The sequence below is a fragment of the Streptomyces sp. NPDC049813 genome (assembly GCF_044465085.1).
GTDB lineage: Bacteria > Actinomycetota > Actinomycetes > Streptomycetales > Streptomycetaceae > Streptomyces.
This window is the reverse complement of record NZ_JBITLI010000002.1, coordinates 99,220-114,918: the sequence shown is the minus strand read 5'-3', so window position 1 is coordinate 114,918 and position 15,699 is coordinate 99,220. Positions and strand designations below refer to the sequence as shown.

Here is a 15,699-nt window from a genome sequence, read left to right as displayed (position 1 = left end):
GCATGCGTTACGACAGTCCGCTGGCCGCGGTGGGCAACACCCCTCTGGTGCGCCTGCCGCGGCTCTCGCCCTCCGACACCGTGCGGATCTGGGCGAAGCTGGAAGACCGCAACCCCACCGGCTCGGTCAAGGACCGCCCCGCGCTCCACATGATCGAGCAGGCCGAGAAGGACGGCCGGCTCACCCCCGGCTGCACCATCCTCGAACCCACCTCGGGCAACACCGGCATCTCGCTGGCGATGGCCGCCCGCCTCAAGGGCTACCGCATCGTCTGCGTCATGCCGGAGAACACCTCCCAGGAACGGCGCGACCTCCTCGCCATGTGGGGCGCGGAGATCATCCCCTCCCCGGCCGCGGGCGGCTCGAACACGGCCGTACGCATCGCCAAGGAGCTGGCCGAGCGCCACCCGGACTGGGTGATGCTCTACCAGTACGGCAACCCGGACAACGCGGGCGCCCACTACGCCACGACCGGACCGGAGATCTTCGCGGACCTCCCCTCGGTCACCCACTTCGTGGCGGGCCTCGGTACCACCGGCACCCTCATGGGCGTCGGCCGGTACCTGCGCGAGCAGAAGCCCGACATCAAGATCGTCGCGGCCGAGCCGCGCTACGACGACCTCGTGTACGGCCTGCGCAACCTCGACGAGGGCTTCGTCCCCGAGCTGTACGACGCCTCCGTCCTCACCACCCGCTTCTCGGTCGGCTCGGCCGACGCGGTCACCCGCACCCGCGAACTCCTCCAGCTGGAGGGCATCTTCGCCGGCGTCTCCACGGGCGCCGCGCTGCATGCCGCGATCGGGGTCGGCAAGAAGGCGCTCAAGGCGGGCGAGGCCGCCGACATCGTCTTCGTCGTGGCCGACGGCGGCTGGAAGTACCTGTCGACCGGGGTCTACACGGCGGCCACGACGGAAGAGGCGATCGAGGTCCTGCACGGCCAGCTGTGGGCGTGAGCCCAGGGGCCTGAACCCAGGGGGGCTGAACCCAGGGGGGCTGAACCCAGGGGGCCTGAGCCTGCCGCCCAGGGCCGCACAGATCAGCCCCTCCGGCGCTTGAGGAGCGGGGTCCGGGGCAGAGCCCCGTGGCCCGCGCTCCGCGAGGGCCCGGCTCTCGCGAAGCCGGTCAGCCCAGGTGCCGCACCCGGCGCCAGAGCGCCGGGTCGACCTCACCGGCCCGCCGCCTGAAGTCCCGTAGCGGAACGTCCCGCAGCTCGTCCGTCTCCAGATAGCTGCGCCGCCCCCTTGCGTCCCCCACCGCACCGGGCGGCAGCGCGATCACCCCGGGCCGCTCCTCGTGGTGCCGGCTGGTGATCTTCACGACCTGGACCGTGTCGCCGCGCCGGCCCAGCACCAGGCAGGGCCGGTCCTTGCCGCCGGGCCCGTCCTCGTAGGGCACGAGCGCCCACCAGATCTCGCCCGGCCGCGGCCCCCCGGCCCGCCCGGCGGAAGGGGAGCGCAGCCGTCGCCGCCGCGAACCGCGGCCCCAGCCGTCGACGAGCGCCGCGATCAGCGCGAGCAGCACCACGGCCGCCAGAGCGAGCCACCAGGACGTGTCCATGGCTACGACGGTACCGGTGGGGCGCGCGGGCCGCCGCACCGGGCGAACGCCCCCCGAACCGGTGACAGCGCAGGTGAGTTCGCCCACAACGGCCCGCGACAAAGGAGCGACCGGCCCTTTCGCGCCTTACGCTCGACGGACCCTCAGTCCCGCTCCCCACCCGCTTTCCCGACCGCCAGCGCGGAGGTTCCGGCTCTTATGAAGCTCACCGTCGTCGGCTGCTCGGGGTCGTTCCCGTCCGCGGATTCGGCCTGTTCGAGCTACCTCGTCGAGGCCGACGGCTTCCGGCTGCTTCTCGACATGGGCAATGGCGCCCTCGGCGAGCTGCAGCGCCACTGTGGTCTCTACGACCTCGACGCGATCTTCCTCAGTCATCTGCACGCGGATCACTGCATCGACATGTGCGCGTACTTCGTCGTCCGCTACTACCGCCACGACGGCGGGCGTTGCGAGCCCATCCCGGTCTACGGGCCCGAGGGCACCGAACAGCGGCTGACCACCGCGCACGCCGACACCCCCTCGGCCTCCGCGTTCAGCGAGGTCTTCGACTTCCACACCGTCAAGCCGGGCTCGTACGAGATCGGCCCCTTCTCCGTGCGCATGGAGAAGGTCTGCCACCCGGTCGAGTCGTACGCGATCCGCATCGAGCACGGCGGCCGCTCCCTGACGTACTCCGGCGACACCGGACCGTGCGCGGCGCTCGACGAACTGGCCGCGGACAGCGACCTGTTCCTGTGCGAGGCGGCGTTCACGCACGGCAAGGAGAACATCCCGGAGCTGCACCTGAACGGCCGCGAGGCGGGCGACGCCGCGCAGCGGGCCGGCGCCCGCAAGCTGGTCCTCACCCACATCCCGCCGTGGACGGACCCCCAGGTGAACCTGGCGGACGCGCGGGGCGTCTTCGACGGGCCCGTCGAGCTGGCGGTGGCCGGGGCGGCGTACGAGCTCTGAGCCGGTGGTGCCGTGACACGGGAAAGGCCCCGGAACCGTAGGGTTCCGGGGCCTTCGCCATGGCAGGCGGGGGAGGGGCTCACGCCTTGGTGAGGTCCTCGATCTCCTCCTCGGGCTCGCGGCCCGGGGTCTTGAGGTCGAACTTGATGATCGCGAAGCGGAACACCACGTAGTAGATGGCGGCGAAGACCAGGCCGATCGGGATGATCAGCCATGGCTTGGTCGCCAGGTTCCAGTTCAGCGCGTAGTCGATGAAGCCCGCGGAGAAGTTGAAGCCGTCGTGCACGCCCAGGCCCCAGGTGATCGCCATCGACGCCGCGGTGAGCAGCGCGTGGAGCACGTAGAGGATCGGCGCGATGAACATGAACGAGAACTCGATCGGCTCGGTCACACCGGTCACGAAGGACGTCAGGGCGAGCGAGACCATCATGCCCATCACGGCCTTGCGGCGCTCGGGACGGGCGCAGTGGGCCATCGCGATCGCGGCCGCGGGCAGACCGAACATCATGATCGGGAAGAACCCGGCCTGGAACATGCCGGCGGACGGGTCGCCGGCGAGGAAGCGCGGGATGTCGCCGTGGACGACCTGGCCCGCGGAGTTGGTGAAGTCACCGAGCTGGAACCAGGAGACGGTGTTCACGAACTGGTGCATGCCGACCGGGATCAGCGCGCGGTTGACGCCACCGAAGAGGGCCGAGCCACCGGAGCCGAGGTCGGTCATCCAGTTGCCGAAGTGCGTGATGCCGTTGCCGATGGGCTCCCAGATCAGGCCGAAGAACACGCCGGCGACGATGCCGACGAAGGCCATGATGATCGGGACGAGCCGGCGGCCGTTGAAGAAGCCCAGCCAGTCGACGAGCTTGGTGCGGTGGTACCGCTGCCAGAACACGGCGGCGAGCAGACCCATGATGATGCCGCCGAGGACACCGGGGTCGTTGTAGACGGCCGCGACGTCGACGCCCTTGTTGGCCGTCGTGTTGACCACGGCGTCGTGGACGGGGAACGCCTGCAGAACCTTGCTGTAGACGAGGAAACCGACGAGCGCGGCCAGCGCCGTGGAGCCATCGGCCTTCTTGGCGAAGCCGATGGCCACGCCTATGCAGAACAGGATCGGCAGGCTGCCGGTGATGGCGCCACCGGCGTTGTTGAAGACCGCGGCGACCTTGTCCCAGCCGAGGCCGTCCTTGCCGAAGATGTCGTCCTGGCCGAGGCGCACCATGATGCCCGCGGCCGGCAGCACCGCGATCGGCAGCTGAAGGCTGCGGCCCACCTTCTGCAGGCCCTGGAACAGGCCGGATCCCCGCTTCTTCGCGGGAGCCGCCGTAGCGCTGGCGGTGCTCATCAACTTCCTCCACTGGGCAGGCGCCGCCTGGGGAAGGGGGACGGCGGCGTCTCGGGTACGCGGCTCAGCTGCACGCGTGGTCTACACCACTCAGTGGTGTAGACCTGTTGTAGCACGGTGAAGGCGAGATAAGGAAGGCGCGGATTCTGTGGTCTGGAACATATGCGTCCGCTTCGGCTCATGCGTGACGAAGGGCCCCCGGACCAGTGGTCCAGGGGCCCTCCGAGCGGAGCGGGAGCGCTACTTGGTGACGTCCTCGACTTCGTCCTCCGGCTCCCGCCCCGGCGTCTTCAGATCGAACTTCGTGATCGCGAACCGGAACACCGCGTAGTAGACCGCCGCGAAACACAGCCCGATCGGAATGATCATCCACGGCTTGGTCGCCAGGCTCCAGTTGATCAGGTAGTCGATGAGCCCCGCGGAGAAGCTGAAGCCGTCCTTGACCCCGAGCCCCCACGTCACCGCCATCGAGACCCCGGTCAGCACCGCGTGCACCGCGTACAGCGCCGGCGCGATGAAGACGAACGAGTACTCGATCGGCTCGGTGATCCCCGTGACGAACGAGGTCAGCGCCAGCGACAGCATCATGCCGCCGACCGCCTTGCGCCGCTCCGGCCGCGCGCAGTGGTACATCGCCAGACAGGCCGCGGGCAGCGCGAACATCATGATCGGGAAGAAGCCCGTCTGATAGATGCCCGCGGACGGGTCGCCGCTGAGGAACATGTTGATGTCACCGTGGACCACCGTGCCGTCCGGCTTGGTGTACGAGCCGAACTGGAACCACAGCGGCACGTTCAGGAACTGGTGCAACCCGATCACCAGCAGCGCCCGGTTGGCGACACCGAAGATGCCCGAACCGATCGCGCCCAGACCCTGGAGCCAGTCCGAGAAGTGCTCCAGGCCGTCACCGATCGGCGGCCAGATCCACAGGCAGACCACCGCGAAGACGATGCCGATGAACGCCATGATGATCGGCACGAGCCGGCGGCCGTTGAAGAAGCCGAGCCACGACACCAGCTTGGTGCGGTGGTAGCGCGCCCAGAAGAACGAGGCCAAAAAGCCCATGATGATGCCGCCGAAGACCCCAGGATTCTGGTACTCGAAGGCCGAGACGGTGTTGTCCGCCGCCTGGCAGCCCACCGCCACCGCCTTCGCCCCGTCGGCACAGTCGATGGGGAACTGGTGCAGCACCCCGCGGTAGACCAGGAAGCCCGCCACCGCCGCCAGCGCCGTCGACCCGTCGGCCTTCTTCGCCATCCCGATCGCCACACCGATGCAGAACAGCAGCGGCAGCCCGAGATCCGCGTCGAGCAGCGCACCGCCCGCACCCGCGAACACCTTGGCCACGTTCGTCCAGCCGAGCCCGTCGTCCCCGAAGACGTCGGGCTGACCGAGCCGGTTGACGATACCGGCGGCCGGCAGCACGGCGATGGGCAGCTGAAGGCTGCGCCCCATCTTCTGCAGCCCCTGGAAGAAGTTCCCCCAGGGGCTCTGTCGCGGCGTTGCGGCAGCGTTCGCGCTCATGGGCGTCCTCCCGGAACGAACCACGTTTGGCGGTTGTCGGAAACTGGTGTAGACCAGTCGCGGGACGGGTCGGTCCACGTGCTGGTCGTCGCTCGTCATCTTTCGTCACGGGCGGTGCCACCGCTCGCGTAGTTGGGCCAACCGTGGGTTACCGTGACAAAGCGGCCCACACGGCGGGCCGGCGGACAACAGGGAGAACGAAATGGCCACCAAGGCTGAGAAGATCGTTGCCGGGCTCGGCGGCATCGACAACATCGAAGAGGTCGAGGGCTGCATCACGCGCCTGCGCACCGAGGTCAAGGACCCGGCCCTGGTCGACGAGGCCGCCCTGAAGGCCGCCGGCGCCCACGGCGTCGTGAAGATGGGCACCGCGATCCAGGTCGTCATCGGCACCGACGCCGACCCCATCGCCGCCGACATCGAAGACCTGATGTGAGCCGACACCGCTGACCGGGCCCGCACCCGGCGCACGCAGCACCGAGGCCGCCGCCCCCGCCACCCGGGGACGGCGGCCTCAGCCGTCCCCGCCACCAGGGGCGACGGTCCCGCGATCCTCTCCACCGAGGCGGGGCGGCCTCCGCGATCCTCTCCACCCAGGCGGGGCGGCCTCCGCGATCCTCTCCGCCCAGGCGGGGCGGCCTCCGCGATCCTCCCCGCCCAGGGGCGGCCGCCCCCGCCGTCCCCTCCCGATAGGCTCGGGCCCATGTCTCGCATCGACGGCCGCACCCCCGAACAACTCCGCCCGATCACCATCGAACGCGGCTGGAGCAAGCACGCCGAAGGCTCCGTCCTCGTCTCCTTCGGCGACACCAAGGTCCTCTGCACCGCCTCCTTCACCGAAGGCGTCCCCCGCTGGCGCAAGGGCAAGGGAGAAGGCTGGGTCACCGCCGAGTACTCGATGCTCCCGCGCGCCACCAACACCCGCGGCGACCGCGAAGCCGTCCGCGGCAAGATCGGCGGCCGCACCCACGAGATCAGCCGCCTCATCGGCCGCAGCCTCCGCGCCGTCATCGACCCCAAGGCCCTCGGCGAGAACACCGTCGTCCTCGACTGCGACGTCCTCCAGGCCGACGGCGGCACCCGCACCGCCGCCATCACCGGCGCCTACGTCGCCCTCGCCGACGCCATCGCCTGGGGCAAGGCCAGGAAGATCATCAAGGCCGGCCGCGAACCCCTCACCGGCACCGTCTCCGCCGTCTCCGTCGGCATCGTCGGCGGCACCCCCCTCCTCGACCTCCGCTACGAGGAGGACAGCCGCGCCGACACCGACATGAACGTCGTCTGCACCGGCGACGGCCGCTTCGTCGAGATCCAGGGCACCGCCGAAGCCGAACCCTTCGACCGCGCCGAACTCAACTCCCTCCTCGACCTCGCCGTCCTCGGCTGCGACGAACTCACCGCCGCCCAGCACACGGCACTCGCCGCCACCCTCGGCACCGACCCCGCATAACCACCCCCACCCAGGTAAAGAACTCCCCAAGCAGGGTGGCAACCAGCAGACCACCCACCGCGTCCCTACGAACGGGTGGACGGCACGCACCCGCAACCGCCGCCCACCCGTCCGTACTTCAGGGGAGGACCGTTCCATGGCCGCGCGCCGCCACCGCCGCACCGCCCTGCTCGCGGCAGCCGTCGCACTGACCGCGGCCACCGCCGCCACCGGCTGCTCCGCCGTCGACAAGGCACTCGACTGCGTCCAGACCGCCGACGCCATCGCCGACAGCGTCACCGACCTCCAACAGGCCGTCGAGAACGCGGCGAACGACCCCGGCCGCACCGACGAGGCCCTCGCCTCCATCGACGCCAACCTCGACAACATCGGCGACAAGACCGACAACGCCGACGTCTCCCAGGCCGTCAGCGACCTCGGCCGCGCCGTCGACAACGTCCGCACGGCCGTGCGCAACGGCGACGAGACCCCCGACGTCACCCCGGTCACCGACGCCGCCGGCGAACTGACCAAGGTCTGCACGCCCTGACCGCGTCACCGGCGTGCCCCGCGCGCGGTCGGATCGGGATACTGGGGGCATGACCCGCCTCATCCTCGCCACCCGCAACAACGGCAAGATCGTCGAACTCCGCGCCATCCTCGCCGACGCCGGCCTGCCCCACGAACTCGTCGGCGCGGACGCCTACCCCGACATCCCCGACGTCCGCGAGACCGGCGTCACCTTCGCCGAGAACGCCCTCCTCAAGGCCCACGCCCTCGCCAAGGCCACTGGTCTGCCCGCCGTCGCCGACGACTCCGGCCTCTGCGTCGACGTCCTCGGTGGCGCGCCCGGCATCTTCTCCGCGCGCTGGGCCGGCCGCCACGGCGACGACCAGGCCAACCTGGACCTCCTCCTCGCCCAGCTCGGCGACATCGACGAGGACCGCCACCGCACCGCCCACTTCGCCTGCGCGGCGGCGCTGGCGCTGCCCGACGGGACGGAGCGGGTGGTCGAGGGCCAGCTCCGGGGCGTCCTGCGACACGCCCCGGCGGGCGCGGGCGGCTTCGGCTACGACCCGATCCTCCAGGTGGAGGGCGACAGCCGCACGTGCGCGGAGCTGACGGCGGCCGAGAAGAACGCGATCTCCCACCGGGGGAAGGCGTTTCGGGCGCTGGTGCCGGTGGTGCGGGAGCTGGTGGGCTGAGGCCCCGGGTACGCCGAGGGGCGCGGCCTGTGCGAGGTCGCGCCCCTCGATGTGTGGGCCCGGTGGGACTCGAACCCACGACACACCGGACCTAAACCGGCGCCCTCTCGGCCAGCTGGGGTACGGACCCGCCCGGCTACTCTACTGGGCGGAGCGGCGCCGGTTCGAGAAGGTTCTGGTCTGGCTGTGGCAGGACGGGCACAGATACCGCAGGTTCTCCGGACGGTTGTCCGCGCGGTCCCCGTTGACGTGGTCGATCTCCAGGACCAGCCGCCTGTCCCGCCACCGCTCGCCCAGGCCGCACGCCGCGCACACGACGGCGGCGCCGAGGTCGCACAGCGCCCGGCGCAACAGCGATGTGGACGTACGCCGGGAGCCCGGAGCCTGGCGCACCAGGATCTCCTGGGCGCTCTTGCGCCGGGGCGAAGTGGTCCCCACCAAGTGACCCTGCCCGGTGAAGTGCCCGGTCGAGAGACCGTATGCGGCGATGCTGCGCTGCGCCTTCGCCCACGTCGATCCGTTCACGCGGGGCTCCCCGAGTTCCCGCAGGGCACCCGCCAGGCTCCGCGATGCGGCCACGGCCCGGGTGAACTCCGTCCGTGGATAGAGGCGATCGCCCGCCACGCCGCGGCCGCCGGTGAAGTGGCTCGTGTCGATGCCGAAGGCGTCCAGCTTCCGCCTGACGTGCCCGTACGGCCCGTCTTCGGGCGGAATGCCCATGTGGACGAACATGTCCCGGATGCTGGTGGAGCGTGCCGCTGCGTCGATCAGGATCTCCTTGGCGAACGATCTCGGCGCACGCGCGGGAAGCGGCTCCTCATGGAAGTGCGAGGTGTCGATGCCGTAGAACGTGAGTCGCCCGAGCAGGTAACGACGCGGTTTGGCGCCCATCGGGGCTCCCAGGCGGCGCATCAGGTCCACGATGCTCGATGACTTCGCGGCCTCCGCGGCGAGCAGGCGCCGCGGATACCGCGTCACGTCGCCCTCCGCTTCCGGCCGCGGTAAGTGTCGGTCACCGCATGGCAGTTGGGGCACAGGAGACGCAGGTTCTCCGGGCGGTTGTCCCACCACTCCCCGCTGATGTGGTCGACCTCGTGCCGGAGCGGGCCGCCGTTCCACTCCGCGCCGACTCCGCATTCGGCACACCGTTCGGGCACCCCGCGGCGCAGCAGAGCCGCGCGCAGCCGGTGGCCGGGTACCCGCCCTTCCGCACGCGACCGCACGGACAGTACCTCGCCGCGCGATCCCTTCGGGCCGCCGCGTCGCACCACGAAGTGCGATGTGTCGATGCCCAGCGCGGCGATCCGGCGGCCGATATGCGCCTGGTTGCCGCCGACGTTGCTGATGCCGAGCAGGCGGACGACCTCGTTCAGTGACCGCGCGCCCGCCACCGCTTCACGCAGCCGCGCCTCGGTGTGCCGTACCCACTGACGCGGGAAGTGGGAGGTGTCGACCCCCGCCTCCGCCATCTTCTTGCGGAGGTAGCTTCTGCTCCCGGTCGTCGGCTCACCCCCACACCACCGCACCGCCTCATCCCACGACGCCGTCCGGCGCGCCGCCTCCGCCAGCAACTCCCGTGTGTACCGCTGCCCTGTCACGGAGCCCCTCCTCGCCCGTCCGTTCCCTTCTCGTACGGCTTAACGAACCGAAAATCGGACCGTCACGCACGAGATGCGGAACGGCCCGATCCGGGAAGCGGGGAGGGGGAGGAGAGGGGGTGGGGGTCAGAACTTCGGGGCCGGGGCCTGGGACTCGACCAGTTCCGCCGCCTCTTCCTGGGTCTCCACCGAGGGCGGGGAACCGGCCAGCGGCTTCTGGGCCGTCTCCTTCATGCAGGCGACCGCGATGACGCCGACGAGCGCCGCGGCCATCGCGTAGTACGCCGGCATCATGTCGGTGCCCGTCCACGAGATCAGCGCGGTGACGACCAGCGGGGTCGTGCCGCCGAAGAGCGACGCGGAGAGGTTGTAGCCGACCGAGAGGGAGCCGTAGCGGACCTGGGTCGGGAAGAGCGCGGGCAGCGCCGCGGACATGGTGCCGAGCATGCAGACCAGGGAGAGGCCGAGCATCAGCATGCCGAGCGAGACGGCCCACAGGGCGCCGTTCTTGACCAGCAGGAACGCGGGGATCGAGGTGATGAGGAAGCCCAGCATGCCGGTCATCAGGAGCGGCTTGCGGCCGAAGCGGTCGGAGAGCTTGCCGATCTGGCTGATGATGCACATCAGGACGACCATCGTCGCGATGAGGATGAGGAGGCCGTGGGCCTCGGAGTAGCCCATCTCGTCCGACAGGTAGGTCGGCATGTAGGAGAGGAGCATGTAGTCGGTGATGTTGTACGCGCCGACCAGGCAGATGCAGAGGATGAGCGTCGGCCAGTAGTCGCGGAAGATCTTGGCCAGGTCGCCCTTGGCGGTGGTCTCGACGGTGGACGCGGCCTCGGTGGCCTTGTGCGCGGACTCGTCCTCCAGCTTCTGGAAGGCGGGGGTCTCGTCCAGCTTCAGCCGCAGGTAGAGGCCGACGAGGCCGATGGGGCCCGCGACGAGGAAGGGGACGCGCCAGCCCCAGGAGTCCATGCCGTCGCTGCCGAGGACCGCGGTGAGGAGGGTGACGAGCCCGGCCGCGCCGACATACCCGGCGAGCGTGCCGAACTCCAGGAAGCTGCCGAAGTAGCCGCGGCGCTTGTCGGGGGCGTACTCGGCGATGAAGGTGGAGGCGCCACCGTACTCGCCGCCGGTGGAGAAGCCCTGGACCAGGCGGAAGAGGATGAGCAGGACCGGCGCCCAGAAGCCGATGGTGGCGTAGGACGGGATCAGGCCGATGGCGAAGGTGCCGACCGCCATCAGGATCATGGTCATCGCCAGGACCTTCTTGCGGCCGATCTTGTCACCCATCGGGCCGAAGACCATGCCGCCGATCGGGCGGACCAGGAAGGACACGGCGAAGGTCGCGAAGGACGAGATCAGCTGGACCGTGTCGTTCCCGGACGGGAAGAACACGTGGCCGATGGTGACCGCGAGGTAGGAGTAGATCCCGAAGTCGAACCACTCCATGGCGTTGCCGAGCGAGGCCGCCTTGACCGCCCGCTTCACCGCCGCGTCGTCGGTGACGGTGATGTCGGTGCGGCGCAGGGGCGGGTTCTTACGCCGCTTGACGGCGCGGAACAGCGCCCGGTGACGCTTGACCGCCTCCGGGTCGGGCGACTGGGGCCCTTCCTCGGTGTCGGTGGACATGGCGATCCCTTCTGTGGACATACATCGCTTCCAAGGGGATCACTTGCTCGATGATGGCGCTCGCAAACGAAAGTCCCCGTTCATGGGGACTTTCGTCACAGAAAGGCGGGTACCCGGCCGGGCTCGGTCAGATGCCGAGGTCCTTGATGATCTTCGCCACGTGGCCGGTCGCCTTCACGTTGTAGAAGGCGTGCTCGACGGTGCCGTCGGCGTCGACGACGACCGTGGAGCGGATGACGCCGGTGACGACCTTGCCGTAGAGCTTCTTCTCGCCGAAGGCGCCGTAGGCCGCCAGGACCTTCTTCTCCGGGTCGCCGACCAGGGTGACCTTGAGGTTCTCCTGGTCGCGGAACTTGGCGAGCTTCTCCGGCTTGTCGGGGGAGACGCCGATGACGTCGTAGCCGGCGGCGGCGAGCACGTCGAGGTTGTCGGTGAAGTCGCAGGCCTGCTTGGTGCATCCGGGGGTGAGGGCGGCGGGGTAGAAGTAGACGATCGTCTTGCGGCCGCGGTGGTCGGCGAGGGAGACCTCGTTGCCGTCGGCGTCGGGCAGGGTGAAGGCGGGGGCGGTGTCGCCGGGCTGAAGTCGCTCGCTCATGTCGCTCGTGTTCTCCTCGCGGGTGGGGTGGTGCCACGTGACTCCGGACGAGCGTAATAGGGGTGCCGTGGGGTGGGGACGGCGCTGAGCTGACAGACTGTCCTTCAGCCGTCACGCAGGACAGCGAGCGGGAACGAAGCGACCACGGAGGCAGCGCGGTGTCGGATACGTCCAGCACGTCGGATACGCCGGATACGCGGACGTCGGCGCAGATCGAGGCGGACATCAAGCGCCGCCGGGAGACCTTGGCCGAGACGCTCGACGAGATCGGGGTGCGGGTGCACCCGAAGACGATCGTCGGCGACGCGAAGGCCAAGCTCGCGTCGAACGTCGATCACACCCTCGGACGGGCGTACGTCGGTGCCAACCGGCTCGTCTCCGAGGTGAAGGGCCAGTTCGTCACCGAGGAGGGCGCGCCGCGGCTCGGGCGGATCGTGCCGGCCGCGCTGGTCGTGGTCGGGGTGGTCGGACTGCTCACGCTCGGTTCGCGGCGCCGCGACCACTGACCCGGAGGCGCCCGCCGGACCCGGAGGCAGGTAGGTTGCTCGCCGTGAGCCAGAAGAACCGTCACGACGACAAGTTGCCGATCCGCATGCTGCACGACCGCGTCCTGGTGCGCCAGGACACCGCGGAGGGTGAGCGGCGCAGCGGCGGCGGCATCCTGATCCCCGCGACGGCGGCGGTCGGCCGGCGGCTGGCCTGGGCCGAGGTGGTCGCGGTCGGGCAGAACGTGCGGGCCGTGGAGACCGGGGACCGGGTGCTGTTCGACCCGGAGGACCGGGCGGAGGTCGAGGTGCGGGGTGTCGCGTACGTGCTGATGCGCGAGCGGGACCTGCACGCGGTGGCCGCCGACCGGTTCGAGGGCTCGGAGGACTCGACGGGCCTGTATCTGTAGTTCCGGGCCCCGGTGGCCCGGACATCTGTAGCGCTGGGCCCGACGGCCCGATCGGAAGGGCTGGTGACCATGGTCACCAGCCCTTCCGTCTGCCCTTTGCTACGGTGGAGTGACCCCGACGAGACGCGCCGTACCGGGACCTGGACAAGACGACGCACCCCTGTTGAAAGCGTTGACGGAGGTGCCAGTCATGGCCTGGATTCTGATCGTGGTCGCCGGACTTCTCGAGGTCGCCTGGTCGGTCGGGATGAAGTACACCGAGGGTTTCACCCGCTTGTGGCCCAGCCTGTTCACGGGCGCGGGGATCGTCGCGAGCATGCTGTTGCTGTCCTACGCGGCCAAGTCGCTGCCCATCGGTACGGCGTACGGCGTGTGGGTGGGGATCGGTGCCGCGGGTGCGGCGATCGTCGGGATGCTGGTGCTGGGTGAGCCGGCGACGGCGGCCCGGGTCTTCTTCATCGCTCTGCTTCTTGTGGCGATCGTCGGCCTGAAGGCGACGTCAGGTCACTGAACGGGTCGAGGGTGTCGCCGCCCTCGCCGCCGCCGCCGAACTCGGCGCCCGGTTCCGTGCCGCCGTCGCCGGTGCCGCCGTCCGCCGTGCCGCCGCCGTCGGCCGTCGCGCCGTCGGTGCCGCCCTGGGTCGGGCCCTGGGTGTCGCCCGTGGTGGCGCCCTGGTCCTGGCCCTCGGCGGTGCCGCTGCTGGTGGTGCCGGCGCTGGGGCTCTGTGTCCCGGTGGCGGTGCCGGAGTCGTCGGGGGCGGAGGAGGCGGAGCCGGTCGCCGAGGGGCGGGTCGTCGTGGTCGTGGAGGGAGCTGAGGGCGCCGTGGTCTCGTCCGCTTCGAGGTCGAAGTCCCGGACCTTCTTGCCGGCCAGGGCCTCGCGGGTGAACTGGGCCCAGATCTGGGCCGGGTACCCGCCGCCGTTGACCCGGGGCTGTCCGCCGACGCCGTAGAGCGGGGTGTGCGCGCCGGTGTCCGGGTCCTGGCCCATCACGGCGACGACGGTCGCCAGGTCGGGGGTGTAGCCCGCGAACCAGGCCGCCCGGTCCTCCTCCGCGGTGCCGGTCTTGCCGGCGGCGGGGCGGCCCGCCGCCTGGGCGGCGGTGCCGGTGCCGCCGTCGACGACGGAGCGCAGGACGGCGGTGGTGGTGTCGGCGGACTCGCGGTCGACGGCCTGCCGGGTCCGCTGTTCGGGCAGGCCGACGGCGGTGCTGTTCTTGCTGATGGAGGCGAGCAGCGTGTACGTGCCGTGCCGGCCGTGGTTGGCGAGCGTGGCGTACGCCCCGGCCAGGTCCAGGACGCTGGCGGTGGCCGGGCCGAGCGCGATCGAGGGGTAGGCGTTGAGGTCGGGGGTCTTCGCGGGCAGGCCCAGGTCGATGGCGGTCCGTTTGACCGCGGCGGGGCCGGCGTCGACGGCCATCTGCGCGTAGACCGCGTTGACGGACTTGTCGGTGGCGGTGCCGACGGTGATGGGGCCGTAGGAGCGGTCGTCCTCGTTGGCGGGGGCGTAGCGGGCGCCGCTCCAGCCCTGTACGGGGCGCTTGTTGGTGCCGTCGTAGATCGTGGTGGGGGTGATGGTGCGGCCGTCCTGGGTGGTCGCGCCGTTCTGCACGGCGGAGGTGAGGACGAACGGCTTGAAGGTGGAGCCGACCTGGTAGTCGCGGCGCGTGGCGTTGTTGACGAACTGTTTGGTGTAGTCGATGCCGCCGTACATGGCGAGGACCTTGCCGGTGGCGGGGTCGATGGCGGCGCCGCCCGCGCGCACGTTGCGGTCGGCCTTGCGGGCCTTCTTGTCGATGTGGGCCATGAGCTGGTCGTCGACGGCGTCGACGAGGGCGTCCTGCTTCTTCTTCTGCAGGGTGGTCGTGATGCGGTAGCCGCCGGTGGCCAGGGTGTCCTCGTCGAGGATGCCCTGGGAGGTGATGGCGTCCTTGACGGCCTGGACGAGGTAGCCGCGCTGGCCGGACAGGACGGCGGCGCCCCGGGCCTGCTCCGGGACGGGGAAGGCGGCTTCGGCGCGGTCGGCCGGGCTGAGCCAGCGCTCCTTGACCATGCCGTCCAGGACGTAGTTCCAGCGGGCGACGGCGCGGGCCTTGTTCTCCGGGTGCGCGACGACGTCGTAGGCGCTGGGGGCGTTCAGCAGGGCGGCCAGGTAGGCGCTCTGGGCGACCGTCAGGTCCTCGACGTCGACGCCGTAGTAGGCCTGGGCGGCGGCCTGGATGCCGTAGGCGTTGCGCCCGAAGTAGCTGGTGTTGAGGTAGCCCTCCAGGATGTCGCCCTTGGACTCCTCGCGGTCGAGCTTGATGGAGATGAAGAACTCCTTCACCTTCCGGGTGACCGTCTGCTCCTGGCCGAGGTAGTAGTTCTTCACGTACTGCTGCGTGATCGTCGATCCGGACTGTTTGCCCTTGCCGGTGACGGTGTTCCAGGCGGCGCGCACCATCGCCTTCGGGTCGATGGCGGACTCGCTGTAGAAGTCGCGGTCCTCGGCGGCGAGCGCCGCGTGCTGGGTGGTCTTCGGGACCTGGGCGAGCTGGACGTTCTCCCGGTTGACCTTGCCGTCGCGGGCGATCTGGGTGCCGTCGGCGTAGAGGTAGACGTTGGACTGGGCGGTCGCGGCCTGGTTGGCGGGCGGGATGTCCACCAGGAAGTAGCCGAGGGCGAACAGGCCGATGCAGAGCAGCACGAGGGCGATCAGCGAGGCGAGCAGCGTCCGCCAGCCGGGGAGCAGGCGGCGCAGGCCGGTGCGGCGGGGCCGTCCGGCGTGCGGGTCGTGGGAGGGGCCGGGCTCCGGGTCCGGGTCGGGCCCGGTGCGCGCAGGCTGGGGCGGCTCGTCGCTGCTCATGTCCTGAGGAACTCCTGTTTCGCGTCGTACGTCACGTACGCCTCGTATGACACACAAGCCTCCTACATGACCGCGAAAATGCGTGGCAGGCGGAGCCCGCCGTGCACTAGGCTCCTGCGCTTCGGCCG

General features: G+C 70.4%; 17 protein-coding genes, 1 tRNA gene and 1 riboswitch. Of the genes, 9 read left to right on the top strand and 9 right to left on the bottom strand.

Annotation, left to right across the window (positions count from 1 at the left end):
* Positions 1-2 precede the first annotated feature (2 nt).
* Positions 3-953: a PLP-dependent cysteine synthase family protein gene (locus tag ACIBW6_RS04630; protein ID WP_399056630.1), complete on the top strand. Its 951-nt coding sequence runs from the start codon at positions 3-5 to the stop codon at positions 951-953.
* A gap of 169 nt (positions 954-1,122) precedes the next feature.
* On the opposite strand, the gene ACIBW6_RS04625 is transcribed toward ACIBW6_RS04630, so the two are convergent.
* Complete coding sequence (locus ACIBW6_RS04625) at positions 1,123-1,557, bottom strand: type II toxin-antitoxin system PemK/MazF family toxin (RefSeq protein ID WP_399056628.1); 435 nt, start codon at positions 1,555-1,557, stop codon at positions 1,123-1,125.
* 198 nt (positions 1,558-1,755) lie between these two features.
* Here ACIBW6_RS04625 and ACIBW6_RS04620 point away from each other — a divergent pair, with 198 nt between their 5' ends.
* Entirely contained in the window at positions 1,756-2,508 is a 753-nt protein-coding gene (locus ACIBW6_RS04620; protein ID WP_399056626.1) for an MBL fold metallo-hydrolase, read from the top strand.
* A gap of 79 nt (positions 2,509-2,587) precedes the next feature.
* Here the strand turns inward: ACIBW6_RS04620 and ACIBW6_RS04615 are convergent, their stop codons facing one another.
* Both ACIBW6_RS04615 and ACIBW6_RS04610 read right to left on the bottom strand, forming a co-directional pair.
* A complete protein-coding gene (locus ACIBW6_RS04615; RefSeq protein WP_399056624.1) occupies positions 2,588-3,850 on the bottom strand; it encodes a PTS transporter subunit EIIC in 1,263 nt (420 codons plus the stop codon).
* A gap of 240 nt (positions 3,851-4,090) precedes the next feature.
* Positions 4,091-5,374, bottom strand: coding sequence for a PTS transporter subunit EIIC (locus ACIBW6_RS04610; RefSeq protein ID WP_399056622.1), 1,284 nt, complete (start codon positions 5,372-5,374; stop codon positions 4,091-4,093).
* A 202-nt stretch (positions 5,375-5,576) separates the two neighbouring features.
* Here ACIBW6_RS04610 and ACIBW6_RS04605 point away from each other — a divergent pair, with 202 nt between their 5' ends.
* The 4 genes from ACIBW6_RS04605 to rdgB all read left to right on the top strand — a co-directional run bounded on the left by ACIBW6_RS04605 (position 5,577) and on the right by rdgB (position 8,008).
* Positions 5,577-5,810: a glucose PTS transporter subunit EIIB gene (locus ACIBW6_RS04605; protein ID WP_019056711.1), complete on the top strand. Its 234-nt coding sequence runs from the start codon at positions 5,577-5,579 to the stop codon at positions 5,808-5,810.
* A 267-nt stretch (positions 5,811-6,077) separates the two neighbouring features.
* The gene (gene rph / locus ACIBW6_RS04600) at positions 6,078-6,824 is read left to right on the top strand and encodes a ribonuclease PH (RefSeq protein WP_399056619.1); all 747 of its coding nucleotides are present in this window, start codon (positions 6,078-6,080) and stop codon (positions 6,822-6,824) included.
* A gap of 136 nt (positions 6,825-6,960) precedes the next feature.
* On the top strand, positions 6,961-7,353 hold the full coding sequence (locus tag ACIBW6_RS04595; protein WP_399056617.1) for a hypothetical protein: 393 nt from the start codon (positions 6,961-6,963) through the stop codon (positions 7,351-7,353).
* A gap of 49 nt (positions 7,354-7,402) precedes the next feature.
* Positions 7,403-8,008, top strand: coding sequence for an RdgB/HAM1 family non-canonical purine NTP pyrophosphatase (gene rdgB / locus ACIBW6_RS04590; protein WP_399056615.1), 606 nt, complete (start codon positions 7,403-7,405; stop codon positions 8,006-8,008).
* Positions 8,009-8,062: 54 nt separating this feature from the next.
* Here the strand turns inward: rdgB and ACIBW6_RS04585 are convergent.
* From ACIBW6_RS04585 to bcp, 5 genes are all read right to left on the bottom strand, one after another.
* Positions 8,063-8,138: transfer RNA gene (locus ACIBW6_RS04585), tRNA-Leu, on the bottom strand.
* 11 nt (positions 8,139-8,149) lie between these two features.
* The gene (locus tag ACIBW6_RS04580) at positions 8,150-8,986 is read right to left on the bottom strand and encodes an HNH endonuclease (RefSeq protein WP_399056613.1); all 837 of its coding nucleotides are present in this window, start codon (positions 8,984-8,986) and stop codon (positions 8,150-8,152) included.
* Entirely contained in the window at positions 8,983-9,606 is a 624-nt protein-coding gene (locus ACIBW6_RS04575; RefSeq protein WP_399056611.1) for an HNH endonuclease signature motif containing protein, read from the bottom strand. Before ACIBW6_RS04575 ends, ACIBW6_RS04580 begins: the two co-directional genes overlap by 4 nt.
* Positions 9,607-9,732: 126 nt before the next feature.
* Entirely contained in the window at positions 9,733-11,238 is a 1,506-nt protein-coding gene (proP, locus tag ACIBW6_RS04570; protein ID WP_399057656.1) for a glycine betaine/L-proline transporter ProP, read from the bottom strand.
* A gap of 127 nt (positions 11,239-11,365) precedes the next feature.
* A complete protein-coding gene (bcp, locus tag ACIBW6_RS04565) occupies positions 11,366-11,833 on the bottom strand; it encodes a thioredoxin-dependent thiol peroxidase (RefSeq protein ID WP_356494099.1) in 468 nt (155 codons plus the stop codon).
* 158 nt (positions 11,834-11,991) lie between these two features.
* Between bcp and ACIBW6_RS04560 the strand changes: the two genes are divergently transcribed.
* The 3 genes from ACIBW6_RS04560 (at position 11,992) to sugE (ending at position 13,239) form a co-directional block, all read left to right on the top strand.
* Entirely contained in the window at positions 11,992-12,339 is a 348-nt protein-coding gene (locus ACIBW6_RS04560; RefSeq protein ID WP_399056608.1) for a DUF3618 domain-containing protein, read from the top strand.
* An 86-nt stretch (positions 12,340-12,425) separates the two neighbouring features.
* Positions 12,426-12,728 (top strand): GroES family chaperonin, encoded by a 303-nt coding sequence (locus tag ACIBW6_RS04555; RefSeq protein WP_399057654.1) that lies wholly within the window; start codon positions 12,426-12,428, stop codon positions 12,726-12,728.
* A gap of 93 nt (positions 12,729-12,821) precedes the next feature.
* Positions 12,822-12,887: riboswitch (guanidine-III (ykkC-III) riboswitch) on the top strand.
* Between the two features lie 31 nt (positions 12,888-12,918).
* Entirely contained in the window at positions 12,919-13,239 is a 321-nt protein-coding gene (gene sugE, locus ACIBW6_RS04550; protein WP_399056606.1) for a quaternary ammonium compound efflux SMR transporter SugE, read from the top strand.
* Here the strand turns inward: sugE and ACIBW6_RS04545 are convergent.
* Complete coding sequence (locus ACIBW6_RS04545) at positions 13,184-15,571, bottom strand: transglycosylase domain-containing protein (protein WP_399056604.1); 2,388 nt, start codon at positions 15,569-15,571, stop codon at positions 13,184-13,186. The two genes, sugE and ACIBW6_RS04545, sit on opposite strands and share 56 nt — an antisense overlap.
* Positions 15,572-15,699: the final 128 nt, after the last annotated feature.

Excerpts from the sequence above, each read along its gene's own strand:
- ACIBW6_RS04630 (WP_399056630.1), top strand. The coding sequence starts at position 3 with ATGCGTTACGACAGTCCGCTGGCCGCGGTGGGCAACACCCCTCTGGTG.
- ACIBW6_RS04625 (WP_399056628.1), bottom strand. The coding sequence starts at position 1,557 with ATGGACACGTCCTGGTGGCTCGCTCTGGCGGCCGTGGTGCTGCTCGCG.
- ACIBW6_RS04620 (WP_399056626.1), top strand. The coding sequence starts at position 1,756 with ATGAAGCTCACCGTCGTCGGCTGCTCGGGGTCGTTCCCGTCCGCGGAT.
- ACIBW6_RS04615 (WP_399056624.1), bottom strand. The coding sequence starts at position 3,850 with ATGAGCACCGCCAGCGCTACGGCGGCTCCCGCGAAGAAGCGGGGATCC.
- ACIBW6_RS04610 (WP_399056622.1), bottom strand. The coding sequence starts at position 5,374 with ATGAGCGCGAACGCTGCCGCAACGCCGCGACAGAGCCCCTGGGGGAAC.
- ACIBW6_RS04605 (WP_019056711.1), top strand. The coding sequence starts at position 5,577 with ATGGCCACCAAGGCTGAGAAGATCGTTGCCGGGCTCGGCGGCATCGAC.
- rph (WP_399056619.1), top strand. The coding sequence starts at position 6,078 with ATGTCTCGCATCGACGGCCGCACCCCCGAACAACTCCGCCCGATCACC.
- ACIBW6_RS04595 (WP_399056617.1), top strand. The coding sequence starts at position 6,961 with ATGGCCGCGCGCCGCCACCGCCGCACCGCCCTGCTCGCGGCAGCCGTC.
- rdgB (WP_399056615.1), top strand. The coding sequence starts at position 7,403 with ATGACCCGCCTCATCCTCGCCACCCGCAACAACGGCAAGATCGTCGAA.
- proP (WP_399057656.1), bottom strand. The coding sequence starts at position 11,238 with ATGTCCACCGACACCGAGGAAGGGCCCCAGTCGCCCGACCCGGAGGCG.
- bcp (WP_356494099.1), bottom strand. The coding sequence starts at position 11,833 with ATGAGCGAGCGACTTCAGCCCGGCGACACCGCCCCCGCCTTCACCCTG.
- ACIBW6_RS04555 (WP_399057654.1), top strand. The coding sequence starts at position 12,426 with ATGCTGCACGACCGCGTCCTGGTGCGCCAGGACACCGCGGAGGGTGAG.
- sugE (WP_399056606.1), top strand. The coding sequence starts at position 12,919 with ATGGCCTGGATTCTGATCGTGGTCGCCGGACTTCTCGAGGTCGCCTGG.
- ACIBW6_RS04545 (WP_399056604.1), bottom strand. The coding sequence starts at position 15,571 with ATGAGCAGCGACGAGCCGCCCCAGCCTGCGCGCACCGGGCCCGACCCG.